This window comes from Streptomyces sp. NBC_01198 (assembly GCF_036010485.1).
Lineage (GTDB): Bacteria > Actinomycetota > Actinomycetes > Streptomycetales > Streptomycetaceae > Actinacidiphila.
Genome location: NZ_CP108568.1, coordinates 7,051,376 through 7,072,416, shown reverse-complemented (window position 1 = coordinate 7,072,416; position 21,041 = coordinate 7,051,376). Strand labels below are relative to the sequence as shown.

At 74.1% G+C, this 21,041-nt stretch carries 19 protein-coding genes and 1 riboswitch; of the genes, 5 read left to right on the top strand and 14 right to left on the bottom strand.

Going from position 1 to position 21,041, the window contains the following annotated elements; all coding sequences use genetic code 11:
* Positions 1–54 precede the first annotated feature (54 nt).
* Positions 55–1,071 (bottom strand): enoyl-CoA hydratase/isomerase family protein, encoded by a 1,017-nt coding sequence (locus OG702_RS31385; RefSeq protein WP_327292325.1) that lies wholly within the window; start codon positions 1,069–1,071, stop codon positions 55–57.
* 143 nt (positions 1,072–1,214) lie between these two features.
* Positions 1,215–1,305: riboswitch (ZMP/ZTP riboswitch) on the top strand.
* Positions 1,306–1,328: 23 nt separating this feature from the next.
* On the opposite strand from OG702_RS31385, the gene OG702_RS31380 reads away from it, so the two are divergent.
* Positions 1,329–2,774: a glycine hydroxymethyltransferase gene (locus tag OG702_RS31380; RefSeq protein ID WP_327292324.1), complete on the top strand. Its 1,446-nt coding sequence runs from the start codon at positions 1,329–1,331 to the stop codon at positions 2,772–2,774.
* 80 nt (positions 2,775–2,854) lie between these two features.
* Here the strand turns inward: OG702_RS31380 and OG702_RS31375 are convergent, their stop codons facing one another.
* Positions 2,855–3,136, bottom strand: coding sequence for a DUF4190 domain-containing protein (locus OG702_RS31375; RefSeq protein WP_327292323.1), 282 nt, complete (start codon positions 3,134–3,136; stop codon positions 2,855–2,857).
* 74 nt (positions 3,137–3,210) lie between these two features.
* Entirely contained in the window at positions 3,211–3,363 is a 153-nt protein-coding gene (locus OG702_RS31370; protein ID WP_327292322.1) for a hypothetical protein, read from the bottom strand.
* Positions 3,364–3,464: 101 nt separating this feature from the next.
* Here OG702_RS31370 and OG702_RS31365 point away from each other — a divergent pair, with 101 nt between their 5' ends.
* The 4 genes from OG702_RS31365 to OG702_RS31350 all read left to right on the top strand — a co-directional run bounded on the left by OG702_RS31365 (position 3,465) and on the right by OG702_RS31350 (position 6,976).
* A complete protein-coding gene (locus OG702_RS31365; protein ID WP_327292321.1) occupies positions 3,465–4,100 on the top strand; it encodes a TetR family transcriptional regulator in 636 nt (211 codons plus the stop codon).
* Between the two features lie 343 nt (positions 4,101–4,443).
* On the top strand, positions 4,444–5,523 hold the full coding sequence (locus OG702_RS31360; RefSeq protein ID WP_327292320.1) for an AraC family transcriptional regulator ligand-binding domain-containing protein: 1,080 nt from the start codon (positions 4,444–4,446) through the stop codon (positions 5,521–5,523).
* A 108-nt stretch (positions 5,524–5,631) separates the two neighbouring features.
* Positions 5,632–6,039, top strand: coding sequence for a ThuA domain-containing protein (locus tag OG702_RS31355; RefSeq protein WP_327292319.1), 408 nt, complete (start codon positions 5,632–5,634; stop codon positions 6,037–6,039).
* Positions 6,040–6,169: 130 nt separating this feature from the next.
* On the top strand, positions 6,170–6,976 hold the full coding sequence (locus tag OG702_RS31350; protein ID WP_327292318.1) for a DUF6227 family protein: 807 nt from the start codon (positions 6,170–6,172) through the stop codon (positions 6,974–6,976).
* A 54-nt stretch (positions 6,977–7,030) separates the two neighbouring features.
* Here OG702_RS31350 and OG702_RS31345 read toward each other — a convergent pair whose 3' ends face one another.
* The 11 genes from OG702_RS31345 to OG702_RS31295 all read right to left on the bottom strand — a co-directional run bounded on the left by OG702_RS31345 (position 7,031) and on the right by OG702_RS31295 (position 21,037).
* Positions 7,031–7,987 (bottom strand): carbohydrate kinase family protein, encoded by a 957-nt coding sequence (locus tag OG702_RS31345; RefSeq protein ID WP_327292317.1) that lies wholly within the window; start codon positions 7,985–7,987, stop codon positions 7,031–7,033.
* A gap of 85 nt (positions 7,988–8,072) precedes the next feature.
* The gene (locus OG702_RS31340) at positions 8,073–8,663 is read right to left on the bottom strand and encodes a hypothetical protein (RefSeq protein ID WP_327292316.1); all 591 of its coding nucleotides are present in this window, start codon (positions 8,661–8,663) and stop codon (positions 8,073–8,075) included.
* 52 nt (positions 8,664–8,715) lie between these two features.
* A complete protein-coding gene (locus OG702_RS31335) occupies positions 8,716–9,474 on the bottom strand; it encodes a hypothetical protein (protein WP_327292315.1) in 759 nt (252 codons plus the stop codon).
* Between the two features lies 1 nt (position 9,475).
* Positions 9,476–10,150, bottom strand: coding sequence for an RNA polymerase sigma factor (locus tag OG702_RS31330; protein WP_442814621.1), 675 nt, complete (start codon positions 10,148–10,150; stop codon positions 9,476–9,478).
* Between the two features lie 347 nt (positions 10,151–10,497).
* Entirely contained in the window at positions 10,498–11,697 is a 1,200-nt protein-coding gene (locus OG702_RS31325) for a glycoside hydrolase family 6 protein (protein ID WP_327292313.1), read from the bottom strand.
* Positions 11,698–11,893: 196 nt separating this feature from the next.
* Positions 11,894–12,796 (bottom strand): carbohydrate ABC transporter permease, encoded by a 903-nt coding sequence (locus tag OG702_RS31320; protein ID WP_327292312.1) that lies wholly within the window; start codon positions 12,794–12,796, stop codon positions 11,894–11,896.
* Complete coding sequence (locus OG702_RS31315) at positions 12,793–13,689, bottom strand: carbohydrate ABC transporter permease (protein ID WP_327292311.1); 897 nt, start codon at positions 13,687–13,689, stop codon at positions 12,793–12,795. The genes OG702_RS31320 and OG702_RS31315 overlap by 4 nt, the downstream gene beginning before the upstream one ends.
* Positions 13,689–15,023: an ABC transporter substrate-binding protein gene (locus tag OG702_RS31310; protein WP_327292310.1), complete on the bottom strand. Its 1,335-nt coding sequence runs from the start codon at positions 15,021–15,023 to the stop codon at positions 13,689–13,691. Before OG702_RS31310 ends, OG702_RS31315 begins: the two co-directional genes overlap by 1 nt.
* Positions 15,024–15,033: 10 nt before the next feature.
* A complete protein-coding gene (locus OG702_RS31305) occupies positions 15,034–16,470 on the bottom strand; it encodes an aldehyde dehydrogenase family protein (RefSeq protein ID WP_327292309.1) in 1,437 nt (478 codons plus the stop codon).
* A 285-nt stretch (positions 16,471–16,755) separates the two neighbouring features.
* Entirely contained in the window at positions 16,756–17,910 is a 1,155-nt protein-coding gene (locus tag OG702_RS31300; RefSeq protein WP_327292307.1) for an ROK family transcriptional regulator, read from the bottom strand.
* A 286-nt stretch (positions 17,911–18,196) separates the two neighbouring features.
* Positions 18,197–21,037: a hypothetical protein gene (locus OG702_RS31295; protein ID WP_327293442.1), complete on the bottom strand. Its 2,841-nt coding sequence runs from the start codon at positions 21,035–21,037 to the stop codon at positions 18,197–18,199.
* Positions 21,038–21,041: the final 4 nt, after the last annotated feature.

Sequence of the window (21,041 nt, the reverse complement as noted above, 5' to 3'; positions counted from 1 at the left end):
GCCGCCGGAGTCCGGCATCGGCCGCCTGCGCTCAACCGGTTGAGCGCGCACCGGTCACAACCGGGGCGCCCCCGCCGTCGACCAGAGGGGCCTGCGGTCCTTGTCGACCAGCGCGGCACGCACGCCCTCGTGGAAGTCGGCCGTGCGGGCGGTGCGGCACGCCAGGTCGAGTTCGCGCCGCAGGCACTCCTCAAGCGTCGAGCCCGCGCCGGCCGTCAGCAGGTCGAAGGTGGCCGCCAGGCTCCCCGGCGAGGCGGCGTCCAGCAGGGCGAGCGCGTCGTCCGCCCAGTCCCTGGCCCGTGTCTCCGCCGCCAGCCGGGCCCGCAGCTCCGGGAGGTCGGGCGCGGAGAAGCAGCGGGCGACCGCGTCCGCGTGCGCGGCCGGCGGAGCCGGGGCGGCGAAGCGGTCGAGTACGGCTTCGAGCGCGTCGTCCGACTCGGTCAACGCGGCCTCCAGCGCGGGCAGATCGGCGGCGGGCACGTAATGCGTGCCGAGCCCGCACGCGACTGCGTCGGCGCCGGTGACACGGGCCCCGGTCAGCCCCAGATACCAGCCGAACGCGCCCGGCAGCCGCGGCAGGAAGTAACTCGCCCCGATGTCGGGGAAGAAGCCGATACCGGTCTCGGGCATGGCCAGCGAGGCGCGTTCGGTCACCACCCGCGCCGAGCCGTGCACCGAGACGCCCAGGCCGCCACCCATCGCGTAACCGTCGATCAGGGCGACGTACGGCTTGGGGTAGCGGGCGATCAGCGCGTCGAGGGCGTACTCGGCGGAGAAGTACCTACGGACCGCGGTGTCGTCGCCGGCCAGGCCCGCCGACCGCATCGCCAGGATGTCGCCGCCGGCACAGAACGCCTTCGGCGAGGTGCTGCGCACCACCACGCGACGGACCGCGGGGTCGGCGCGCCACGCCGTCAGCGCGCGGGTCATGAGGTGGACCATCGTGAGGTCGAGGGCGTTCAGCGCGCCGGGGCGCGCCAGCTCGATCACGGCGGTGCCGTTCCGGGTGACCCGGGTCAGCACGGTGGGCTCCGGCCGGTCCTGCGGGCCGGGGGCGGCGGGCTTGTCCATGGTGCTCCCTGCGTCGTGCCGTGCCCTTCGCGGGCCGCGGCTCCATGAAACACCCGCGCCGGCGGGGCTCGCGGCCCGGCTCCCCTGGCCACCCGCCGGTGCGACCGGCGCGGGGAGGGCGCGCCTCCGGGATTGATAGGGTCGGCGTGAGCCGTGACTGGCGCGCTGGGATGGGGTCAACCATCGGGGAGCGGCTCGTCGTGATCACTGGAGCCGTGCGCCTGGGCCGTCCCGTAGCCGACGACCGGAGGACCTCCATGGCAGCAGAGCCGTACAGCACAGAGTCGATCGCCTTCCGCAGCGCGCTCGACGTGATCCGCGGCGTCGAGCCGCGGGTGGCCGACGCGATCTCCGCGGAGCTCGCCGACCAGCGCGAGATGCTCAAGCTGATCGCGAGCGAGAACTACGCCTCCCCCGCCGTGCTGCTGGCGATGGGCAACTGGTTCAGCGACAAGTACGCCGAGGGCACCATCGGGCGGCGCTTCTACGCGGGCTGCCGCAACGTCGACACCGTCGAGGCGCTGGCCGCCGAACACGCCCGCAACGTCTTCGGCGCCGCGCACGCCTACGCGCAGCCGCACTCGGGGATCGACGCGAACCTGGTGGCCTTCTGGGCCGTGCTCTCGCAGCGGGTCGAGACGCCGGGGCTCGCCAGGGCCGGGGTACGGCAGGTCAACGACCTGTCGGAGCAGGACTGGGCCCAACTGCGGGCCGAGTTCGGCAACCAGCGGATGCTGGGCATGTCGCTGGACGCCGGCGGCCACCTCACGCACGGCTTCCGGCCGAACATCTCGGGCAAGATGTTCGACCAGCGCAGCTACGGCACCGACCCGGAGACCGGGCTGCTGGACTACGAGGCGCTGCGCGCCACGGCCCGCGAGTTCCGCCCGCTGATCATCGTGGCGGGTTACTCCGCCTACCCCCGGCTGGTGAACTTCCGCATCATGCGGGAGATCGCCGACGAGGTGGGCGCGACCTTGATGGTCGACATGGCCCACTTCGCCGGCCTGGTCGCGGGCAAGGTGCTGACCGGCGACTTCGACCCGGTGCCGCACGCCAACATCGTCACCACCACCACGCACAAGTCGCTGCGCGGCCCGCGCGGCGGCATGGTGCTGTGCGACGACTCGCTGGCCGAGCATGTCGACCGGGGCTGCCCGATGGTGCTCGGCGGCCCGCTGCCGCATGTGATGGCGGCGAAGGCGGTGGCGCTGGCCGAGGCCTCCCGGCCGGAGTTCGGCGCGTACGCGCACCGGATCGTGGACAACGCGCGGGCGCTGGCCGACGGCCTGCTCAGCAGGGGCGCGAAGCTGGTCACCGGCGGCACCGACAACCACCTGGTGCTGATCGACGTGTCCGGCTACGGCCTGACCGGGCGGCAGGCGGAGGCGGCGCTGCTGGACGCGGGGATCGTCACCAACCGCAACTCGGTGCCGCAGGACCCGAACGGCGCCTGGTACACCTCCGGCATCAGGATCGGCACCCCGGCGCTGACCACCCGCGGGCTCGGCGTGCAGGAGATGGACGAGATCGGCGGGCTCATCCACGCGGTGCTGTCCGGGACGACGGCCGCGGCGGCGCCCAAGGGCGGCCTGTCCAAGGCGCACCACGTGCTGGACCCGGCGGTGGCCGACCAGGTCGCCAAGCGGGCGTCGGACCTGCTGGCCGGCTTCCCGCTCTACCCGGGCATCGACCTGAGCTGACCGGAGCCCGGCATGACGAAGGCCCGGCCGATCGGCCGGGCCTTCGTCATGCCGGGCTCCGGCAACCTCTTGGGGGCCCGTCAGGTGAAGGACCAGAGCACGCCGTGGCCGGCGACGGTCAGCGCGACCTGGATCGCCAGGGCCGCGACGCCGAGCGCCAGGCCGAGCAGTGCGCGGCCGCGGCGGCGGGTGCCGCGGGACAGCGCGGAGAGGGCCAGCACGATCGCGGCGGGGCCGAGCACCAGGTTGAGGACCAGCAGGCCGGGCAGGCCGAGCAGGAAGGAGGCGACGGCCATGCCGTCGGCGTCACGGGTGGGCGCGGCCGGTGTGCCGGTCGGGGCCGGGTGGGCTGCGGTGTTCACGGTTTCCTCTCCAGGAACGCTCGGGGACGGTTCGGGGCCGATCGCGGCGCGTACGTCCGCGTCGCGGCTGCCGGTCAGCCGCGGTGCCGGGCGACGGCCTCGCGTACCGCGAAGGCGAGCAGCCAGGCGGCGATGGCGGCGGACGCGACGGTGAAGGCGGTGAGCGAGATGTGGGCGCTGGCGCCCATCACGACGCCGATGCCCAGCAGGAGGACGACGAGACTCATGTCGGCTGCACCTCCGAGGAGTTGAGGTTTCGGATAACAGATGTTCACTGAGTTCGACCCTACCCTGGCAATGGTGGGCGAACAGCTGTTTACTGAATGACATGAGTCACACATCGGGGATCCGGCAGGCCCAGAAGGAGCAGACCCGCCAGGCGCTGCTGGACGCCGGGCTGCGGCTGCTCGACCGGCAGAGCCTGAGCAGCCTGGGGCTGCGCGAGGTCACCCGCGCCGTCGGGGTCGCCCCGGCGGCCTTCTACCGGCACTTCCCCGACATGGCGGCGCTCGGCGTCGCGCTGGTCGGCGAGGCCCTGGGCAGCCTGCACACGGTGATCAGGGACGCGATGGCAGGCGGCCAGGACTCCGACGAGCTGATCGACCGTACGGTGGCGATCACCGCGGCCTACGTGGACGACCACCGCGCCCACATCCGCTTCATCGCCCGGGAGCGTTACGGCGGGGTACGGGCGGTGCGTACGGCGATCGCCACGGAACTGGCCCGCTTCACCGACGAGGTGGCGGCCGGGCTCGCGCCGCAGCCGGCGTCGGCGGGCTGGAGCCCGGCGGATCTGCGGGTGCTCGCCGGGCTGTACGTCGACCACATGGTGATGACGGCGGCGGCCATCATGGAGGCGCCGGAGGACGACCCGGCGGTCCGCAGGGAGATCACCCGTGCGGCCCGGCTGCGGATGCAGATCATCAGCCTCGGGCGGAGCCACTGGGCGAGCGGCCGGAGTTGAGCACGGCGCACGGCGCCAGGCCGCCCGCGGACCGCGGTGCGCGGTGCGCGGGCGGCATGCCTTCGCCGGCGCGAACGGTGACCCGTCCGCGCCGGCACCCTCCCCCTGGTGTCGCCGCACCTCCCCCGCGCGGGCGAACCCGATACCCATGAGCATCGTTGCCCCGATCATGGACCGGACGGTTCGCTCACGGGAGGACACAACGCGCCAGGCAGCGGACAGAACGCGCCAGCCCGGGCGTAGGCTGCGGGAGCGCCCCCGCGCGGCGCGCACCGGCTGTCCCCTGTCCGTCCCCACCTGCCGCGGACCCGCCGCAGACCGCAGACTTGCCGAGGTGCCTGGCATGCTGTCATCCGACCCGCCGCCCGCCAACCAGCCGGCGGCAACCCCCGCGCTGACCGACTGCGTCGTGGTGCCCAGATTCATCGCCAGGGCCGCCGCCCGGAACGCCGCGGAGGCCGAATCGCTGGTACGGGCCGCGGGGCTGCCGACCGTGCTGCGCGCCCCGGAGACCGCGCGGACGCCGTCGGCCGGCACCTTCCGGCTGTGGCGCCAGGTGCTGCAGCGCACCGGCCGAACCGACGCGGGCCTGCTGGCGGCCAGGCGGTACCGGCACGGCTTCTTCGACCTGGTCGACTATCTGGTCAGCACCGCGCCCACCCTGGGCGACGGCCTGGCGCTCTGTGCCGCCCACGTGTATCTCGTCAGCAGCAACTCCGAACTCACCACCGAGGTGTCAGGCGACGAGGTCACCGTCACCTACGACATCCTGCGCCCGGACGACGAGCTGCGCGGCGTGGTGGCCGAGTTCGTCCTCGCGGTGCTCACCGGGCAGCTGCGGCACGGCACCGGGAGAGCGCTCTCGCCGGCCCGGGTGTCCTTCGCCCACCAGGCACCGCGACGGACCACCGCGCACGCCGAGTGCTTCGGCACCGCCAGGGTCGACTTCGGCGCCCCGGCCGACTCGATCACCCTGCACCGCAGGGACCTGGAACTGCCGATGGTCACCGCGGATCCGGCGCTGGCCGCGATCATCAAGCGGTCCGCCGCCGCCTTCCCGCCGCCGCGGCGGGGCCACGCCGGCCCGCTGCCCGGGCTGCGGGCCGCGATCCTGGCGCAACTCGCCGACGGCCGGCCGTCGCTGAACAGCACCGCCCACCGGCTTGCCGTCAGCCCGCGCACCCTGCAGCGCCGCCTCGCCGAGGCCGGCACCACATGGCGGGCCGAACTCGACACCGTCCGCAGGGAGCGCTCGGCCGGCCTGCGCCGCTCGGGTGCCGAATCCGGCCAACGCGTCGCCACCCGGCTCGGCTTCGCCGAGACGCGGTCGCTGCGGCGGGCGATGAACCGCTGGGACGCCCGCGACACCGACCGGCCCGCGGGGCCGCCCCCTCGGCCGGGGCGCGGGGCCGGCTCGCCGTGAGCGCCGGCCACGGCGGCGGCCGGGCGACCGATCCGCTCGCCGTGGAGCCGTGGCTCGGAATCTCGGCAGGACCGTAGCGCCGTACAGCCGTAGAGGAGACAGTCGTCCATGCCCCAGCATGTCGCCGTGTTCAGCGCGACCGCCGGACACCGGCACGACTCGATCGGCGCCGGTGCGGCCGCGCTCGCCGAACTCGCCGCGCCCGAGGGCCTGCCGGTGCGGCACACCGAGGAACCCGGGGAACTGGCGCGCCTGTTGGGGCAGGGCTGCGCCGCGGTGGTCTTCCTCTCCCCCACCGGCGAGGTGCTTGACGACGACGCCCGGCACGCCCTGCGGGCGTACGTCACCGGCGGCACGATGGGGGCCGACCATCCGCTGGTCTGGTGCCGGCGGGTGGGTGCCGGCCGGTCGTTCTGCACCGCGCTCGGGCACGCCGCGTCGGCCTACGCCGGCCCCGGCTTCCGCGCGCATCTGCGCGGCGCGCTGCTGTGGTCGGCGGGGCGCGCGGGGAGCTGAGCCGCGCGGCAGGGGGCGTGAAAATCGGTCGCACGCCCGGAAATGTCGTCGTTCGCGGGCGCAATCGGCGACGGCGCTACTACCCTGAGTCGCCGGGCGGGTTGCGGACGGCGGAGGGCGGGAGGACCGTATGGACGTGGACGGCGCGGACACGGCAGAACCCGAGCGCTCGGGCGGTGCGCCGGGGGACCAACTGGCCCGGCTGCTCGAAAGGGCGGACAACGGCGCCGCCGCGGCACGCGAACTGAACGCCGTGCGCTCCGCGTTGATGCACCACTGCGGGCTCCAGTCGTGCCGTCACACCAAAGGTCCGCCGCGGCGGCTGAACCGGCGGACCTTCCGGCACAGCTTCCTGCTGCCTGACGGCAGCGTACGGGTGGTGTGGGAGCTGGAGCACGACACCGGCCCCGACGCGCTGCCGCACCGCTCGGTCTTCACCGAGCAGGAGGGCCTGACGCTGGCCGAGTGGGAGGTCGACACGGCCTTCGGCGGCTCGACCGGCCCGCAGGAGATGCCGTACGACGCGCGTGACGGCCTCCGGCAGGACCCGGCCGCCGAGGACCTCGACGCGCTGCTCGCACCGGGCCGGGAGAACGCTCTCCGGCGCGCCTACACCGAGGGCGACTCGGCCGAGCACGCCAGGCGGCTGCTGCGCAGAGCGGCCAACGCCGGTGCGCCGGGCAGCGAGGTCGGCAGCCGGCTGCGCGCGGCGATCGCGCACGACATCAGCATCGTCACCCGCAGGACGGCACTGGTGGCCGGCCGCCAGGTGTCCTGGTCGCTGTACGAGCACGCGTTCCTGCTGCTCGACGGCAGCGAGCTGAGCCTGTGGGAGATCGACCACACCCGTACGCCGAGCGGCGACCCGGTGTGCGAGGTCTACATGTCGCAGGACGCCGCGCTGGACACCGCGATCCGGCGGATCGAGGCGGGCTGACGGCGCCGCGCCCGTCGCCGGCGTCGGCCGGCGCACCGACGCGCCGGGCCCGGGTCAGCCGACGGACGACGGGCGCGCCGGGGCGGTGTGCCCCGCGCGTTCGACGGCCGCCGCCAGCGCCGCCGCGCTGATCAGCTCCTCGTGGGTGCCCGGGCTGCCGCACGCGTAGGCGCCGGAGACGGATCCGGCCAGCACGCAGGCCTCCAGCGAGGCACCGCGGAAGCGGCTGTGCAGGAAGGCGGTGAGGAAGGCGTCGCCCGCTCCGTTGCTGTCCACCACGGGGCGTTCGGGCACGACGGCGGGAAATCGCCGCGGCCGGTTGTCGCCGCGCTCCATGACATGGCAGCCGGCCGCCCCGTCGGTGGCCACCACCAGGGAGGCCCTGCCGTGCTCCAGGATCTGCCGCATGACCGCGGGAATGCGCTCCCCGACGGTGGCGGCACTGAGGAAGACCAGGTCGGCGCCGTAGGCCCAGGGGTGCGCCGAGCTGTCCTCGCCGTCCCAGGAGTGCAGGTCGGTGGAGACGGTGCGGCCGAGCCGCAGGGCGTCGGCGAAGACCGGTTCCGCGAGTTGCGCGCGCGAGACGTGCACATGCCGGGCCCGTTCGAGATACGGCAGGTAGAAGTCGCGGGGCAGCCTGAGGTCGTGCGGGTGGCGGCCGTCGTAGAAGGAGAAGCGGCGCCCCTCCCGGTCGACCAGGTTGACGCTGCGCGGGGTGCCGGCCGGCGCCGGCAGATGGCTGAAGTCGAGGCCGGTGGCGGCGTAGCGGTCCAGGATCAGCCGGCCCTGCGGGTCGTCGCCGAGGAAGTCGATGAACTTCGTGACCAGGCCGAGCGCGTGGAAGCCAAGCGCCACGCCGTTCCCGGTGTGCGCCACGTAGTCCCTGATCGGCGGGACGAGCAGGAAGTCGCCGCCCGGCACCGCCAGTTCGTCCACCATGACGATGGTGTCGACGCCGGTGCCACCGACCACCAGCACGTCATAGGCCGGCTCGGTCGGTGCGGTCGTCATCGGCGCTCCCCGTCATGGTCCAACGCGGTCCGCCGCGCTGCAACTTGCGGAAAGATCTTACCGGGCGGCCGGGCCGCGCACCAGATCATGGCGCGCGGCGGTCAGGGCCGTGTTCGCTCCGTGGACCGCCGCCGACCGCCCGGTCGCGCTCCCCCTCCTCCTCGTGCACCCCCTGCTCCCCGTGCTCGGTCAGCATGACCAGCGAGAGCCGGGACAGCGGCGGGACAGGGCCGTTGTGGCCCGCCCGGCGCAGGGCGACGATCAGCGTCAGCCGGATCATCTTCCTGGCGGCGTACAACAGCAGCGCGGCGAGCGGCAGTTCGGCGACCGCCGCGGTCACGATCGCACTGGTCAGGTCCCCGCTGTTCCAGTCGAGCACGATGTCGAACCACGCGTCGCAGCACAGCAGCGTGGCGGTCGCCACGGCCCAGGGGATGAAGATCTGCAGCCGGCGCCAGGCGCAGAGCGCGGTGATGCCGATGGCGACGATCAGCGCGGCGTCGAAACCGACCCAGGCACAGCGCCAGTTGCCGACCGTCCGGTGGTTCGGCAGGCTCACCGACAGGTAGGCGATCCAGGGAATGAGGAAGAGGAAGCTCCCCGTGACGACGGCGAGGAACATCGCCCGCAGGTGACGCACGTGCGGGTCGTTCGGCGACGGGATCTCCGGCAGCATGCCGCACACTCTGCCCGATGGGGCGTGTGCGCGGCCGTGCCCGCACGCCGGGTCAGGGCCGTTTCGTCGTCGCGCCGGGTGTCGTGGCGACGGGCGGGGCCGGCAGCAGGGCGCGGCAGTAGGCGGTGATCCGCCGGCTCCCGCCGGCCTCCCGCTGCAGCCGGGCCGTCAACCGGGCCGGAGGGGTGCGCCCGTCGTGTCCGGCGGCCAGATACAGCCGGCACAGCGCCCGCACCAGGGCCGGCGACCGGCCGTGCGGGCCGGTGGCCCGGGAATGGCCGGGCGGACCGCCGGCGGGGGCGGTGGCCGTGGCGGCGGGGGGCATGGTGTGAGCGGGCGGGGCGGGGCGGGCGGTCTCCCGCGCGGCCTCGCTCGGCCCGGGCGCCGGGGCGGCCGTACGGGCCGCGGGGGCGGGCGGCGGGCCGCTGTGGGAGGTGTGGCTGCGGGCGGGCAGGACGCCGGTGCCCGCGGCGACCGCGACACCGCAGAGCGCGAAGACCGCCGCGAGACCGCCGGCCAGGGCCCGCGCCGACCGGAGCGGGCGGCCGCGCCGGCGGGCCCGTACGCCGCGCCGCGCCGTACCGCCGTCCTGGCCTGCCCTGGCGCTGGTGGCCGCCCGGAAGGCGACGACTGCGGCCTGCTCCCGCTCCGGATCGACGGCGGCGCCACGGGCAGCGGCGGTCAGCACCCGCAGGAGAGCGCTCCACCGCGGGTCGCCCGGCGCGCCCTGCTCGCCCGCGGCCGCCGCCTTCACCAGCCGCTCGATGTCCGTCCGCTCCCGGCCCGTGGCCGGCTCGTTGCCACCGCGCACCTCACACCTCCCTGTCGTCGTCGCAGTCCCGCTCGCCCGCGCCCGCCGCGTCCGGTGCCCCGAGCCTGCGGGGCGGTGCGAGCTGTTCGGCCAGCCGGCGCAGCCCGCGGTGCGCGGCGGTGCGGACGGCGCCGGGGCGCCTGCCGAGCACCTCGGCCGCCGCGGGCCCGCTCAGCCCGATGACCACCCGCAGCAGTACCGCTTCCGCCTGGTCCGGCGGAAGGGCCGCGATCATCGCCAGGGCCCGCGCGGTGGACAGGTTCTCCAGCGCCACGCCCGCCGAGTCGGGCGAGGCGGCCGGTTCCGCCGCGACGGCGTCGAGCGCGGTGGTGCGCGGCCGGGAGCCGATCCTGCGCAGGTGGTCGAGCGCGCGGTGCCTGGCGATCGTCGCCGCCCAGCCGCGGAAGGCCGCGCCGTCGCCGTGGAAGGCGGCGAGGTCGCGCACGATGTCGTGCCAGGCCTCGGCGGCCACGTCGTCGGCGTCGTCGCCGACCAGCCCGCGGACGTACCCGAGCAGCATCGGCTGGAGCGCGCGGTAGACGACGCCGAAGGCGGCCTCGTCGCCGTCGCGGGCGCGCGTCACGGCGCGGCCCAGCGTCCCGTCGTCCGCCCGGGCGCGCCGCCGGCCACCGGCACCGACCACCGTTTCCTCTTCGTACGTCACGGCACCGCGCATCGTGCCCATACCCCCCGGGCGGTGGTCCCCGCGGGGTGGCCGTCCCGACAGGTACAGCGCCCGGACCGCGACAGGTGTCACACCCGGTCCGGAGCGGTACGGCGTCCCGCGGGTGCGCCGGGAGCGGACCGGTGCGTCCCTCCCGACATGCCGGCCCCCTCCGCTCGCTGGCGGACCGCGCGCCGCCCTCGGGCGCACGGTCCTGCTTCTCACAGCGTGCTGGTCGCGGAAAACGTCACACCGGCCCCACCCGCACCCCGCACGCCGGGCCCGCGGCGCGGAGCACGGGCCGGCGGGGCGGGGAACGGCGGGGCGGCGGACGGCCCGGCGCGGACCGGCGGGGCGGCTCAGTGCGGGAGGAGCGGCGGGTGGGCGTTGTGGACCAGTTCGAGCGCCTGCTGCGGGAACCACTTGCCCGCCGCCGGGTCCTGGTAGCCGCGCTCGGGGTCGTCCGGGCCCGCCGTGCCGCGGGTGCACTGGCCGTCGGACTCGCCGGGGATCTTGACCCAGAGCCTGGCGTCCTGGAGCGGGTCGCCGGTCGTCAGCGTCGGGCGGGCGCCGAGGCCGCGCCCGGGCGGGTTGCACCAGTCCTGGGCGTCGGAGTAGACGCCGGCCGGCGGGGTCCAGGGGCCCTGGCCGTTGCGGCTGGTGTCGGCGACGAAGTGCTTCATCGCCGAGGGCGCGGTGTGGACGTTGGCGTCCAGCCAGGCCTGGGCGTCGTTCACCGGCCAGTACTGGTTGGGGCAGGAGGCCGCGCTGCCGCCGGTGGAGACGTAGGCCAGGCAGGAGGAGACGAGCTTGCCGTACCAGGCGATCTCGCTGTCGGAGCGGTAGTTGGAGACGTTGAGGTAGTAGCCGCTGGCGTCGTCGACACCGCCGGCGATCAGCCGGGGCACGATGTCGTTGATGCTGTGCCAGCCGCTGTGGCCGGCGTCGAGGTAGACCTTGGTGCCGGAGAGCGGTTCCAGCGCGTCCACGGCGTAGTGGATCTGGTCGTAGCGCTCGGCGGTCCTGGTGCCCTGGGCGTCGTCCATGCCGCAGTCGGAGGGCACCAGGGCCAGCGAGTCGGGCTCCAGGACGATGTCGGCCGGGCGGTTGCCGACGCCGGCCTTCACCGCGTCGATCCAGGCCTGGTATTCGGCGGTGTCGGCGGCGCCGCCGGCGGAGTACTGGGCGCAGTCGCGGCCGGGGATGTTGTAGAGCGCCAGCACCGGCAGCGCGTGCCGGCGGGCCGCCGCGGTGACCGTCCGGTCGACGGCCGTGCGGGTGTCGGCGGGACTGGCGCCGCCGTCGAACCAGACGGCCTGCGGGGTGAGGGTCATGGCGAGCAGGCCGGCGGCGTCCTTGAGCTGCCAGTGCCTGACGAGGTCCAGGATCTGCGCGTTCGCGTCCGGGTTGGCCGGCGGGGTGAACAGCGTGGTGGGGGCGGCCGGGTGGTGGCCGGGCGCGGTGGCGTGCGCGGGCACGGCGGCGGTGACGGCGGCCAGGGCGGCGGTGGCCGCGGCGACGGTGAGCGTACGGGTACGTGCGCGGACGCGTGCGGTCATGTGGGGGCTCCTTGACAGGCGGGCGCGGGTGCCGTTCAGGGGAGCGCTCTCCGGGGTGAGTGGGAGCGCTCCCACATGCAGAGGAATTAACTCCTCGCACGGGAGCGCAGTCAATCCCCTGTGCGGGCTTCAAGAAGTGAAGACTCTTCAAGCCCGCACAGGGTCGGGGCCGGACACAGGCGCGAGTCGCGGTCCCCTACTTGAGGGCTCCCGTCACCAGGTCGATCCGCCAGAAGCGCTGCAACGACAGGAACAGCGCGATCACCGGCAGGACGGAGAGCAGCGTCCCGGTGATCACCAGCGAGTACAGCGACGCCTCGGCGGCGCCGTGCCGCAGCAGGCTGTACAGGCCCACGGTGAGCGGGAACTTGTCGTCGGAGGTGAGCATCACGTACGGCAGCAGGAAGTTGTTCCAGATGGCGATGAACTGCAGCAGGAAGACGGTGACCAGGCCCGGCCCCATCAGCCGCAGTCCCACCGAGACGAACAGCCGCCCCTCTCCCGCCCCGTCGATCCGCCCGGCCTCCAGCAGCGAGTCGGGGACGGCCGACTGGGCGTAGATCTTACACAGGTAGATGCCGTAGGGGTTGAACAGCTGCGGCAGCAGCACCCCGATCAGGCTGTCGGTCAGGCCGACCTTGGACAGCAGCAGATACTGCGGCACCGCGAGCACGATCTGCGGCAGCAGCACCCCGGCCAGGATGGTGTTGAACAGCGCGCCGCGGCCGCGGAACTCGTACTTCGCCAGCGCGTATCCGGTCGCGGCGGACACCAGGGAGGCGAGCAGCCCGCCGACGGCGGCGTAGAAGAAGCTGTTGAGCATCCAGTGCCAGAAGATGCCGCCCTGGTAGTGCGACAGGTCGCGGATGTTGTGGACGATGCCGAGGTCGAGGGAGGGCGTGTAGGTGTCGGTGGAGAAGAGCTTGGTGCGGGACTTGGTGGCCGCGACGAGGATCCACAGCGTCGGCACCACGCAGTAGAGCGCGCCGAGCACCAGGGCGGTGGTGGGCAGGATCGCGATCCGCCGCGGGCGGTAGGCCGCGGGCGACGCGGTCGTACGGTCGCGGGGCGGCGCCGAGACGCCGGCCGTGGCGGTCATGCGGCCTCCTGCTGGACCCGGGACTGGATGAGGCGGGCGGTGACGAAGGACACCGCGAGGGCGGCTGCGGTCAGCACGACGGAGGTGGCGGCGGCGGAGTAGATGTCGGAGTTGCCGAACGCGTCGTCGTAGATCTTCATCAGCGGCACCCAGGTGGACGACACCGCGTTGGACAGCGGTTTGAGGGTGTTGGGCTCGTTGAAGACCTGGAGTGCGGCGAGCACCGTGAACAGCGTGCACATCACCACCGCGGGCAGCACCATCGGCACCTTGATGCGGCGTATGATCTGCCACTCCGAGGCGCCGTCGAGGCGGGCGGACTCGAAGAGTTCGGCGGGCAGCGCGCGCAGGGCGGTGTAGATGACGATCATGTTGAAGCCGACCGCGCCCCACACCGCGACGTTGCCGACCGAGAAGTAGACCGCCACCTGGCCGAAGAAGTCCACCCGGTCGCCGCCGATCGGGCTGGTGGCGGGCAGGTAGAGGAAGCCCCACATCAGCGAGGCGATCACGCCGGGCACCGCGTAGGGCAGGAAGATCGTCAGCCGGGTGATCCGCTTGAGCCGGGTCCGCTCCAGGTCGAGCAGCACCGCGAAGAGCAGCGCGAAGACGACCGTGGCGGGCACGGTGACGGCGCCCAGCGCCAGCATCCGCAGCACGCCGGACCACAGGTCGGCGTCGCCGAGCACGTCGCGGTAGTTGGCCAGGCCGGCGAAGACGGTGTGGGTGCCGCCGCCGAGCAGGCCGCCGTTGACCTTGCGGCGCTGGAAGCTGAGCAGCAGCGCGTAGCCGCCGGGGGCCACCACGAAGGCGGCGAAGAGCAGCACGGCGGGCAGGACCAGCAGATACGGGAATCCGCCGGTCCTGCGCGCGGTCGTCGTGGTGCGTGCCATCAGCCGACCGTGAATCCGAGCTTCTTCATGTCCGCGACGGTGGCGCTCTGCATGCTGTCGAGCGCCCCGGCGAAGGAGCCGCCGGACTGCAGGGCCTTGCTGAAACCGTCGGTGTAGCCGGTGAAGGTGACGGTCACGTCGGGACCCCACATCGGGAAGGAGCGGGCCGCGGGGGCGACCTTCTTCACCTCGGCGTAGAAGTCCGGCTGGTTCGGGAAGAACGCGGGCGCCGCCTGCAGCACCGGCAGCGAACGGCCCGAGGTGGCGGCCGGGTAGACGTTGATCTGCTTGACCTGCTCGGTCACCGCCGCGTCGTCGGTGTTCAGCCAGGAGGCGAACTCGGCTGCCTGGGCGGGGTGTTCGGAGTCGGTGGTGACGGTGGTGGCCGAGCCGCCCCAGATGCCGGTGGCCGGGTCGCCCGCGGTCCAGGCCGGCAACGGCGCCACCGCCCACTTGCCCTTGGTGGCGGGTGCGATGCCGCCGAGCTGGGCCGGCGCCCAGGCGCCGGAGATCCAGCTGAGCAGGGTGCCGTCGTTCATCTGCTTGTTCCACTGCGGCGAGAACGAGGGGTTCTTGGCGATGCTGCCGTCGCCGACCAGGCCCTGCCAGTAGCCGGCCACCTTCTTGGTGGGCGCGTCGGCGATGTCGACCTTCCACGAGTCGCCGCTGGTGGACCACCAGTTGGCGCCGGCCTGCTGGGCGAGGCCGGTGAACCAGCCGGGGTCGGCCGCGTCGAAGTTGGTCAGATACGACGCGGGGGCCTTGCTGCGTACGGTCCTGGCCTCGGCCGCGAACTCGTCCCAGGTCTTCGGCACGCTCAGGCCGTACTTGGCGAACAGGTCTGTGCGGTAGAAGAGCATCAGCGGGGCGACATCCTGCGGGACGCCGTAGACCTTGCCCTGGAAGACGGTGCTCTTCAAGGTGGCCGCGTCGTACTTCGTGACGGTGTCCTTGGTGTAGCCGGTGATGTCGGCGACGACGCCCTTGGACACCAGCGCGGGCAGCGACTGGTATTCGACCTTGGCGACGTCGGGACCGTTCTTGGCCTCGTGGGCGGTGATCATCTTCGCCACCAGCTGGTCGCCGCCTGCCGGGTTGGAGAGCTTCACCTGGATGTCGGGGTGGCCGGCGTTCCACTTGGCCACCACCTTGTCGATGTTCGGGTCCCAGTCCCAGAACGTCAGCGTGACCTTGCCCTTGCTCGCGCCGGTCGCCGACGCGTCGGACTTCCGGTCCGAACTCCCGCCCCCGCAGGCCGCGGTCGTGGCCAGCAGGCCGGCCGCGAGCAGCGCGACGGCGGCGACACCGCGCCGTCTTCTCGGTATCACGCTCATGGGGTTGTCCTCAGCTCTCTTCGTCGGCGGGCGCGGTGGCCCAGTCGGGGAAACTCAAGGGGGTGCGCTGCAGGCCGATCCACTGGCGCCGGGTGAAGCCGGGCATCTGGTTCTCGGCGCCGTGCCGTGCGTGCGCGTCGTTGACGTGCACCTCGCCGGCCTGCAGCTGCTCGGCGACGGACAGCCCGCGGATCAGGTCCCGGGTGAAGACCGAATTCATCAGCATGGGCAGGCCGTTGGTGAGGGCGATGGCCTCGGCCTCGGTGTCGACGACGGTGACCGGCAGGACGGGGCCGAAGATCTCCTCGCGGAAGGCGGGCATCCGCGCGGTGACGCCGGCCAGCACGGTGGGCCGGTAGAACAGCCCGTCGTAGCTGCCGCCGGTCACCAGCCGGGCACCCATCGCCAGTGACGGCTCCACGATGGCGCGGTGCACCCGGTCCCGCTGCGCCGCGCTGATCAGCGGGCCCAGGTCGGTGCCGGGGTCGAAGGGGTCGCCGACGGTGAGGGCCGCGGCCCGCCGGGTCAGCGCGTCGAGGTAGTCCTCGGCCACCGCGCGCTGCACGATGTGCCGGCTGGCGCTGATGCAGGTCTGGCCCTGGAATTCGAGGGAGGCGATCATGGCGCAGCTCGCGGCGAGTTCGACGTCGGCGTCGTCCAGCACCACGAAGGCGTTGCTGCCGCCGAGTTCGAGCCGGATGTCGCGCAACTCGCCGGCCGCCGCACGGTCGATGGCCAGGCCCACCTCGCGCGACCCGGTGAAGTCCAGCATGTCCAGGCCCTGGTGGCGGGCCAGCGGCCAGCCGGCGTCGGGGCCGTCGCCGGTGACGACGTTGAATACGCCCGGCGGCAGGCCCGCGTGGTCCGCGGCGGCGGCGAGCACCTGGCCGCCGATCACCGGGGTCAGCTCCGCGGGCTTGAGCACCACGGTGTTGCCGAACGCCAGCCCGGGCGCCAGGGCACGCATGGCCAGATTCATCGGGTAGTTCCAGGGGGTGATGAGCCCCAGCACGCCCAGCGGCACCGCACGGGACAGCGAGAGCTTGCCCGCCTTGTACGGCGGCAGGATGTCGCCGGCGCTCTCGCCGACCTGCACGGCCGACAGCGCGAGCTGCCGGATGCTGGTGCCGACCTCGTCCTCGGCCTTGGCCCGCACTCCGCCGGTCTCGCGCATGCTCTGCTCGACCAACTCCTCGTAGTGCGCCTCCAGATACCCGCAGAAGGCGCGCAGATAGCCGGCCCGCTCCGGTGCGGAGAGCGCTCCCCAAGCGGGCTGCGCGGCCCGGGCCGCGGCGACAGCCCGGTCGATGTCGGCTGCCGAGCCGAGCGCGTAGCTGCCGATCGGCTTGCCGGTCGCCTTCTCCTCGACCACCCCGGTGCGTCCGGAGGCGGCGGGCACGAAGGCTCCGTCGATGTACAGCCGGCCGTCGCCGGGTTGGGAGGGCATACGTGCTCCAGGGTGCGGGAGGGTGACGGCGGGCCGCCGCTTTTTACGGGACTTAAACTAAGTAGCAGCCGATGGGGGGTCAACGGTCGTGACGAACAAATTTCGCCGAAGTTGCCCCCGTGCGGGGCCGCCCGCCCGGGCACGCGGCCCCGGGCCGGGCTTCAGGGAAGAGAAGCGGACCCCCAACTCCCCACCGGCAACCGCCGGGTGGGACCCCGGGGCGGCGGGCGGCCCGCCCAACCTGCGCCGTCGGCTGCGGAGTTCAGCCCGTGGGCGGCGAAGGGCTCAGCGCCCCCCCGCCGTCAGCAGCCCGTGCACCGGGAGCGTGGCCGCCCCGAGGGCGACCTGCTCGGGACCGAGCCGGCCCAGTTCGAGGACCGTGCGCTCGGCCAGGTAGTCCAGGGTGTGGCGGCGCGTCGCGTCACGGACCGCGGGTAGCATCGCCGGGCCCATGGCCGCGCTGACCCAGCCGGACAGGATCACCCGGTCGGGGCCGAGCAGGTTGATCAGGTTGGCGATCCCGATGCCGAGGTATTCGGCGGTGGCGCGGACGGTGTCGGCGGCGGGGCCGGGACGGCCCGCGTCGGCGACGAGCGCGGCCAGCCGCGCCTCGGTGTCCGCCCCGACGGCGGCCCCGCGCCCGGCGCCGGACGGCTCGGCCACGCCGGCCAGCCGCCCGTAGCGCTCCAGGATCGCGTCCGCGCCGACGTAGGCCTCCAGGCAGCCGTGCGAACCGCACCGGCAGAGCGCCCCCCCGGCCTCCACGACGGTGTGGCCCCACTCGCTGGTGGTGCTGGTCACCCCGCCCGGTGAGCCGGTGGCGACCGCCGCCCCGACGCCGACCGCCAGCAGCCCGACGATGGCCCGCTGGGCGCCGCGCCCCGCGCCCCGCCACATCTCGGCCTGGCCGAGGGTGCGGGCGCAGTTGTCCAGGTGCAGGGGCGCGGGCACATGGGGGCGCAGCAGCATGTCGAAGGGCACGTCGGACCAGCCCAGCGTCGGCGCGTGCACCAACCCGTCCGGCAGCACCGCCCCCGGCACCCCCACGCCGACGCCGAGCAGCGCGGCCGCGTCGGCGCCGGCCTTCGCGGTGACCTCCTCGATGCCGGCCCGCACCAGTTCGGCGAGCACGGCGGGTTCCGGCCGGCCCTCGTCCATCGGGTAGGTGGCGGTCGCGACGGTGTCCAGCGTCCAGTCGAACAGGCCGACCTGGACGTGGGTCTCGCCGATGTCGACGCCGACCACCTGGGCGTATCCGGGGCGCACTTCGAGCAGCGTGCGCGGCCGGCCGCCGTCGGAGTCCAGCAGTCCCGCCTCGGCCACCAGGCCGTGGGCCACCAGGTCGGTGACGACGTTGCTGACCGTCGCCGAGCTCAGCCCGGTGGCCTTCATCAGGTCGAAGCGGCTGGCGGGCCCGTGCAGGTAGAGCCTGGTCAGCACGGAGGTGCGATTGTGCCGACGAAGGTCTCTCGTCGTCCGGCCCACCTCGCGCGTCACCGGGCTCCCCCTCATGGTCTCGGTCCCGGCGGTCCGCGGGGTCCGCCGGTCCTGGCGCGGGACCCGGCCGGTCGGAGCCGAGGTGCCGTCCGGCTGCACGGCACCCCCCGGGAATCGCAACGACATGGCACATAGTGCCAGATCGCGGCCTTCCCGCCGCCCCTCGGTGAGCGCTCTCCCAGAATTGTGCCGGTCCCGCCGGACCGTCCCCGCGGCCCTGCGGGCGCCGTCAGCCGCCCAGCAGCGCCTCCAGGGCCGCCGCGGTGTCCGGGTGGCGGCCGGCCAGTGCCACGCCCCGGCCACCGGTGCCCGGCGCGGCCCACGTCCCCTCGCAGCCCAGCAGCTCCGCCAGCGCGTCGCAGGCCGCCGGGTGGGCGGCCAGCAGCGCGACGCCCCCGCCGCCGGCCGGCGCGGGCGGGCCGGTGACCGCTTCCGGTCCGGCCGCCCACGGCGGCACCCAGGCGTCGAGCTCGGCGAGCCGGCCCGGGAAGATCCGCCCCGCCTCCCGGATCAGCAGCGGCGCCAGTTCCGCGCCGCCGGCCCGCAGCGTGCCGATCAGCGTCGGCAGCCAGGGCAGCAGCACCGGGTCGGGCAGCCGGGCGAAGGCCGTGGAGACCAGCTCGACGACGAAGTCCGCCAGCTGCGGCACCGGTTCGAGCGCGTGCAGGAAGCCGCTCAGATAGCGCGGGTAGGCCGGCACCACCAGCGGGTTGCCCAAAAGCTCGTCGCAGCGCGCCCGCAGGTCCGCGCGGGTCAGCTGTCCGAGCTGCACCCGCGCCGCCCACAGCAGCGCGACCCTGGCCGGCTCCTGCGGGTGCGACTGCGCGAAGGCCAGCTCCAGCTGGGTGCGGTCGCAGCCCAGCGACAGCGCCAGGCCCTCCATGCTGAACAGGAAGCCCAGCATGGCGGCGACCTGCCCGGCCGTCGCGTCCTCGTCGGTGAACGCGGTCGGCAGCAGCGTGCAGTAGTGCGCGTAGCCGGTGGTGACGAAGCACGCGATCCACGGGGGCAGCACCGGCTCGCTGGTGCGGTAGAAGGCCAGCAGCCGGCGTATCCGGCGCAGCACCTCGGGCGCCCCGTCCACGCTGCGCTCGGTCGCCAGCACCTCCAGCGCGCGGCGGCCCAGCTCGTCGGCGAGCCGGCGGCCGCGCAGATACAGCGTGGCGTCCTCGACGGCCTGCAGCACCACCGCGGTGGTCGCCTGCGGATCGTACGCGGCACGCCGCAGCCGCTGTTCCAGCACCTGCTCGATGCTGACGCCCTCGTAACCCAGCTCGATCAGCGCCCGCTGGTGGGTGCCGAGCGCGACGTCCCAGGACTCCTGGATGGGGCTCTCGCCGAGCCGCCGCTCGCCCATGATCGGCCGGGCGGTGCCCTGCGGCATCAGCCGGCGCAGCATCCACAGCACGTCGGAGCAGCGGGCCAGTTCCGGCCGGGCGGCCATGTCGAGCAGCGCCCGCTGCACCCCGCGCTGCTGGAGCCTGAGGCCGAGCGGCGCGAGCCGGTCGTGCACGTCGCGGGCCAGCGGCGGCAGCGCGTCGTAGCCGACCTGCCCGATCCGGTCGCCGCCCATCATGATCTCCACCAGCCGGCGCACGTCGCGCCGCCCGGGCACGGCGTCCTTCTCGATGCAGGTGACCGCCGCGTCCTGGAAGTCGTACGGGGTGGGCCTGGCCCGGTCGCGCATGCCGGCCAGCAGGATCGAGGTCTCGAAGACCGCGATGGCGTCCGCGGTGGAGGCCAGGTAGCCGTTGCGGCGGGCGGCCCGCACGATGTCGACGGACCAGCCGAGCAGTTCCGCCTCGTCCAGCGGGTCGAGCACCGGCGGGCGCCGCAGGAAGCCGGTGAGCCGGTCGGCCGGGACGCCGCCGGGCGCGGCGGGCGCCGGGTCCTGGGCCCTCGCCCGCTTCGCCGGTTTCCGCCTGCCCGCCTGCCCGGCCAGCCGGAAGGGCTGTACCCGGGTGCGCCTGAGGTTCTTCGCCCACTGGGTCGCCGCGATCGACACCGAGCCGCCGGCCAGGCCGAACTGCGCCTCGATCGCCGTGTGGCTGGACGGGATCAGGCCGTACTGCCAGGTGCTGGCGGTGCGCGGGGTGATCTCGAAGGTGTCGGTGCCCTGGACGCCGAACTCCGCCACCCGGCTGGCCGCGTGGAAGGCGCCGCAGACGTAGAGGCAGTCCGCGGGATCGGCGCCGCCGGCGGCCAGGTGCTCGCGCATCCTGGTCCACATGTACCGCTCGCGGTCCTCGTCCACCGCGACCCGCTCCGCGTCACCCGGTGCCAGCCGCCGGAACAGGCTGCCGATCAGCAGCATGACCTGCCGGTACGTGTCGTGGTCGCTGTCGCTCTCGCCGAGCGGGAGCTCGACGTACTGGTGCCACCACTCCGACCAGTGCCGCACCCGGCCGTGGCGCAGCAGGTGCTCCTCCAACTCGGCGAAGCGCGGCCGCAGGTCGCCGATCTCCACGCCGACCGCGTCGCCGTGCAGCGCGGCCTCCTCCTCGGGGGGCGCCGCCTCGGGTGCCGCGTCAGGACCGGCCGGGCCCGCGGCCTGGCCGTCACGGCTCTGCCACTGGAAGACATGGTCGGACGAGCGGTCGACCAGGACCAGTTCGACACCGGGGGTGTCCAGGGCGTAGGCGATCGCCTGATATTCGGCCGACGCCTCGGTCAGCGGCGCCACCACCGACAGCGGAGCCCACTGCGGTGGGAAGCCGTCGACCTCGCTGGCGAAGGCCTGCACCGCCACCGGGAGCCGGCAGTTGCGCAGTTCGGGCAGCAGCGGCGCCATGTCCTCGCACAGCTCCAGATAGACGGTCCTCGGCTGCTTCTCCCGCAGCCGCCGGGCCATCGCGGCGGCCGAGGCCGGCGAGTGGTGGCAGACCGGGAAGATCTCCAGCGGCTCGCGCAGCGCTCGGTCGACGTCGTCCACGATGCCGCGCAGGATGCCCGCGAGGGCGTCCGGCCCGTCGGCGAACTCCGCCGCGGCTTCCTGCAGTTGGGCGCGCAGGGCGTCGAAGGCCGCCGTCCCCCCACCTGCTGCCCGGCCGGCCGCCCGCACCTCCTCCACGGCC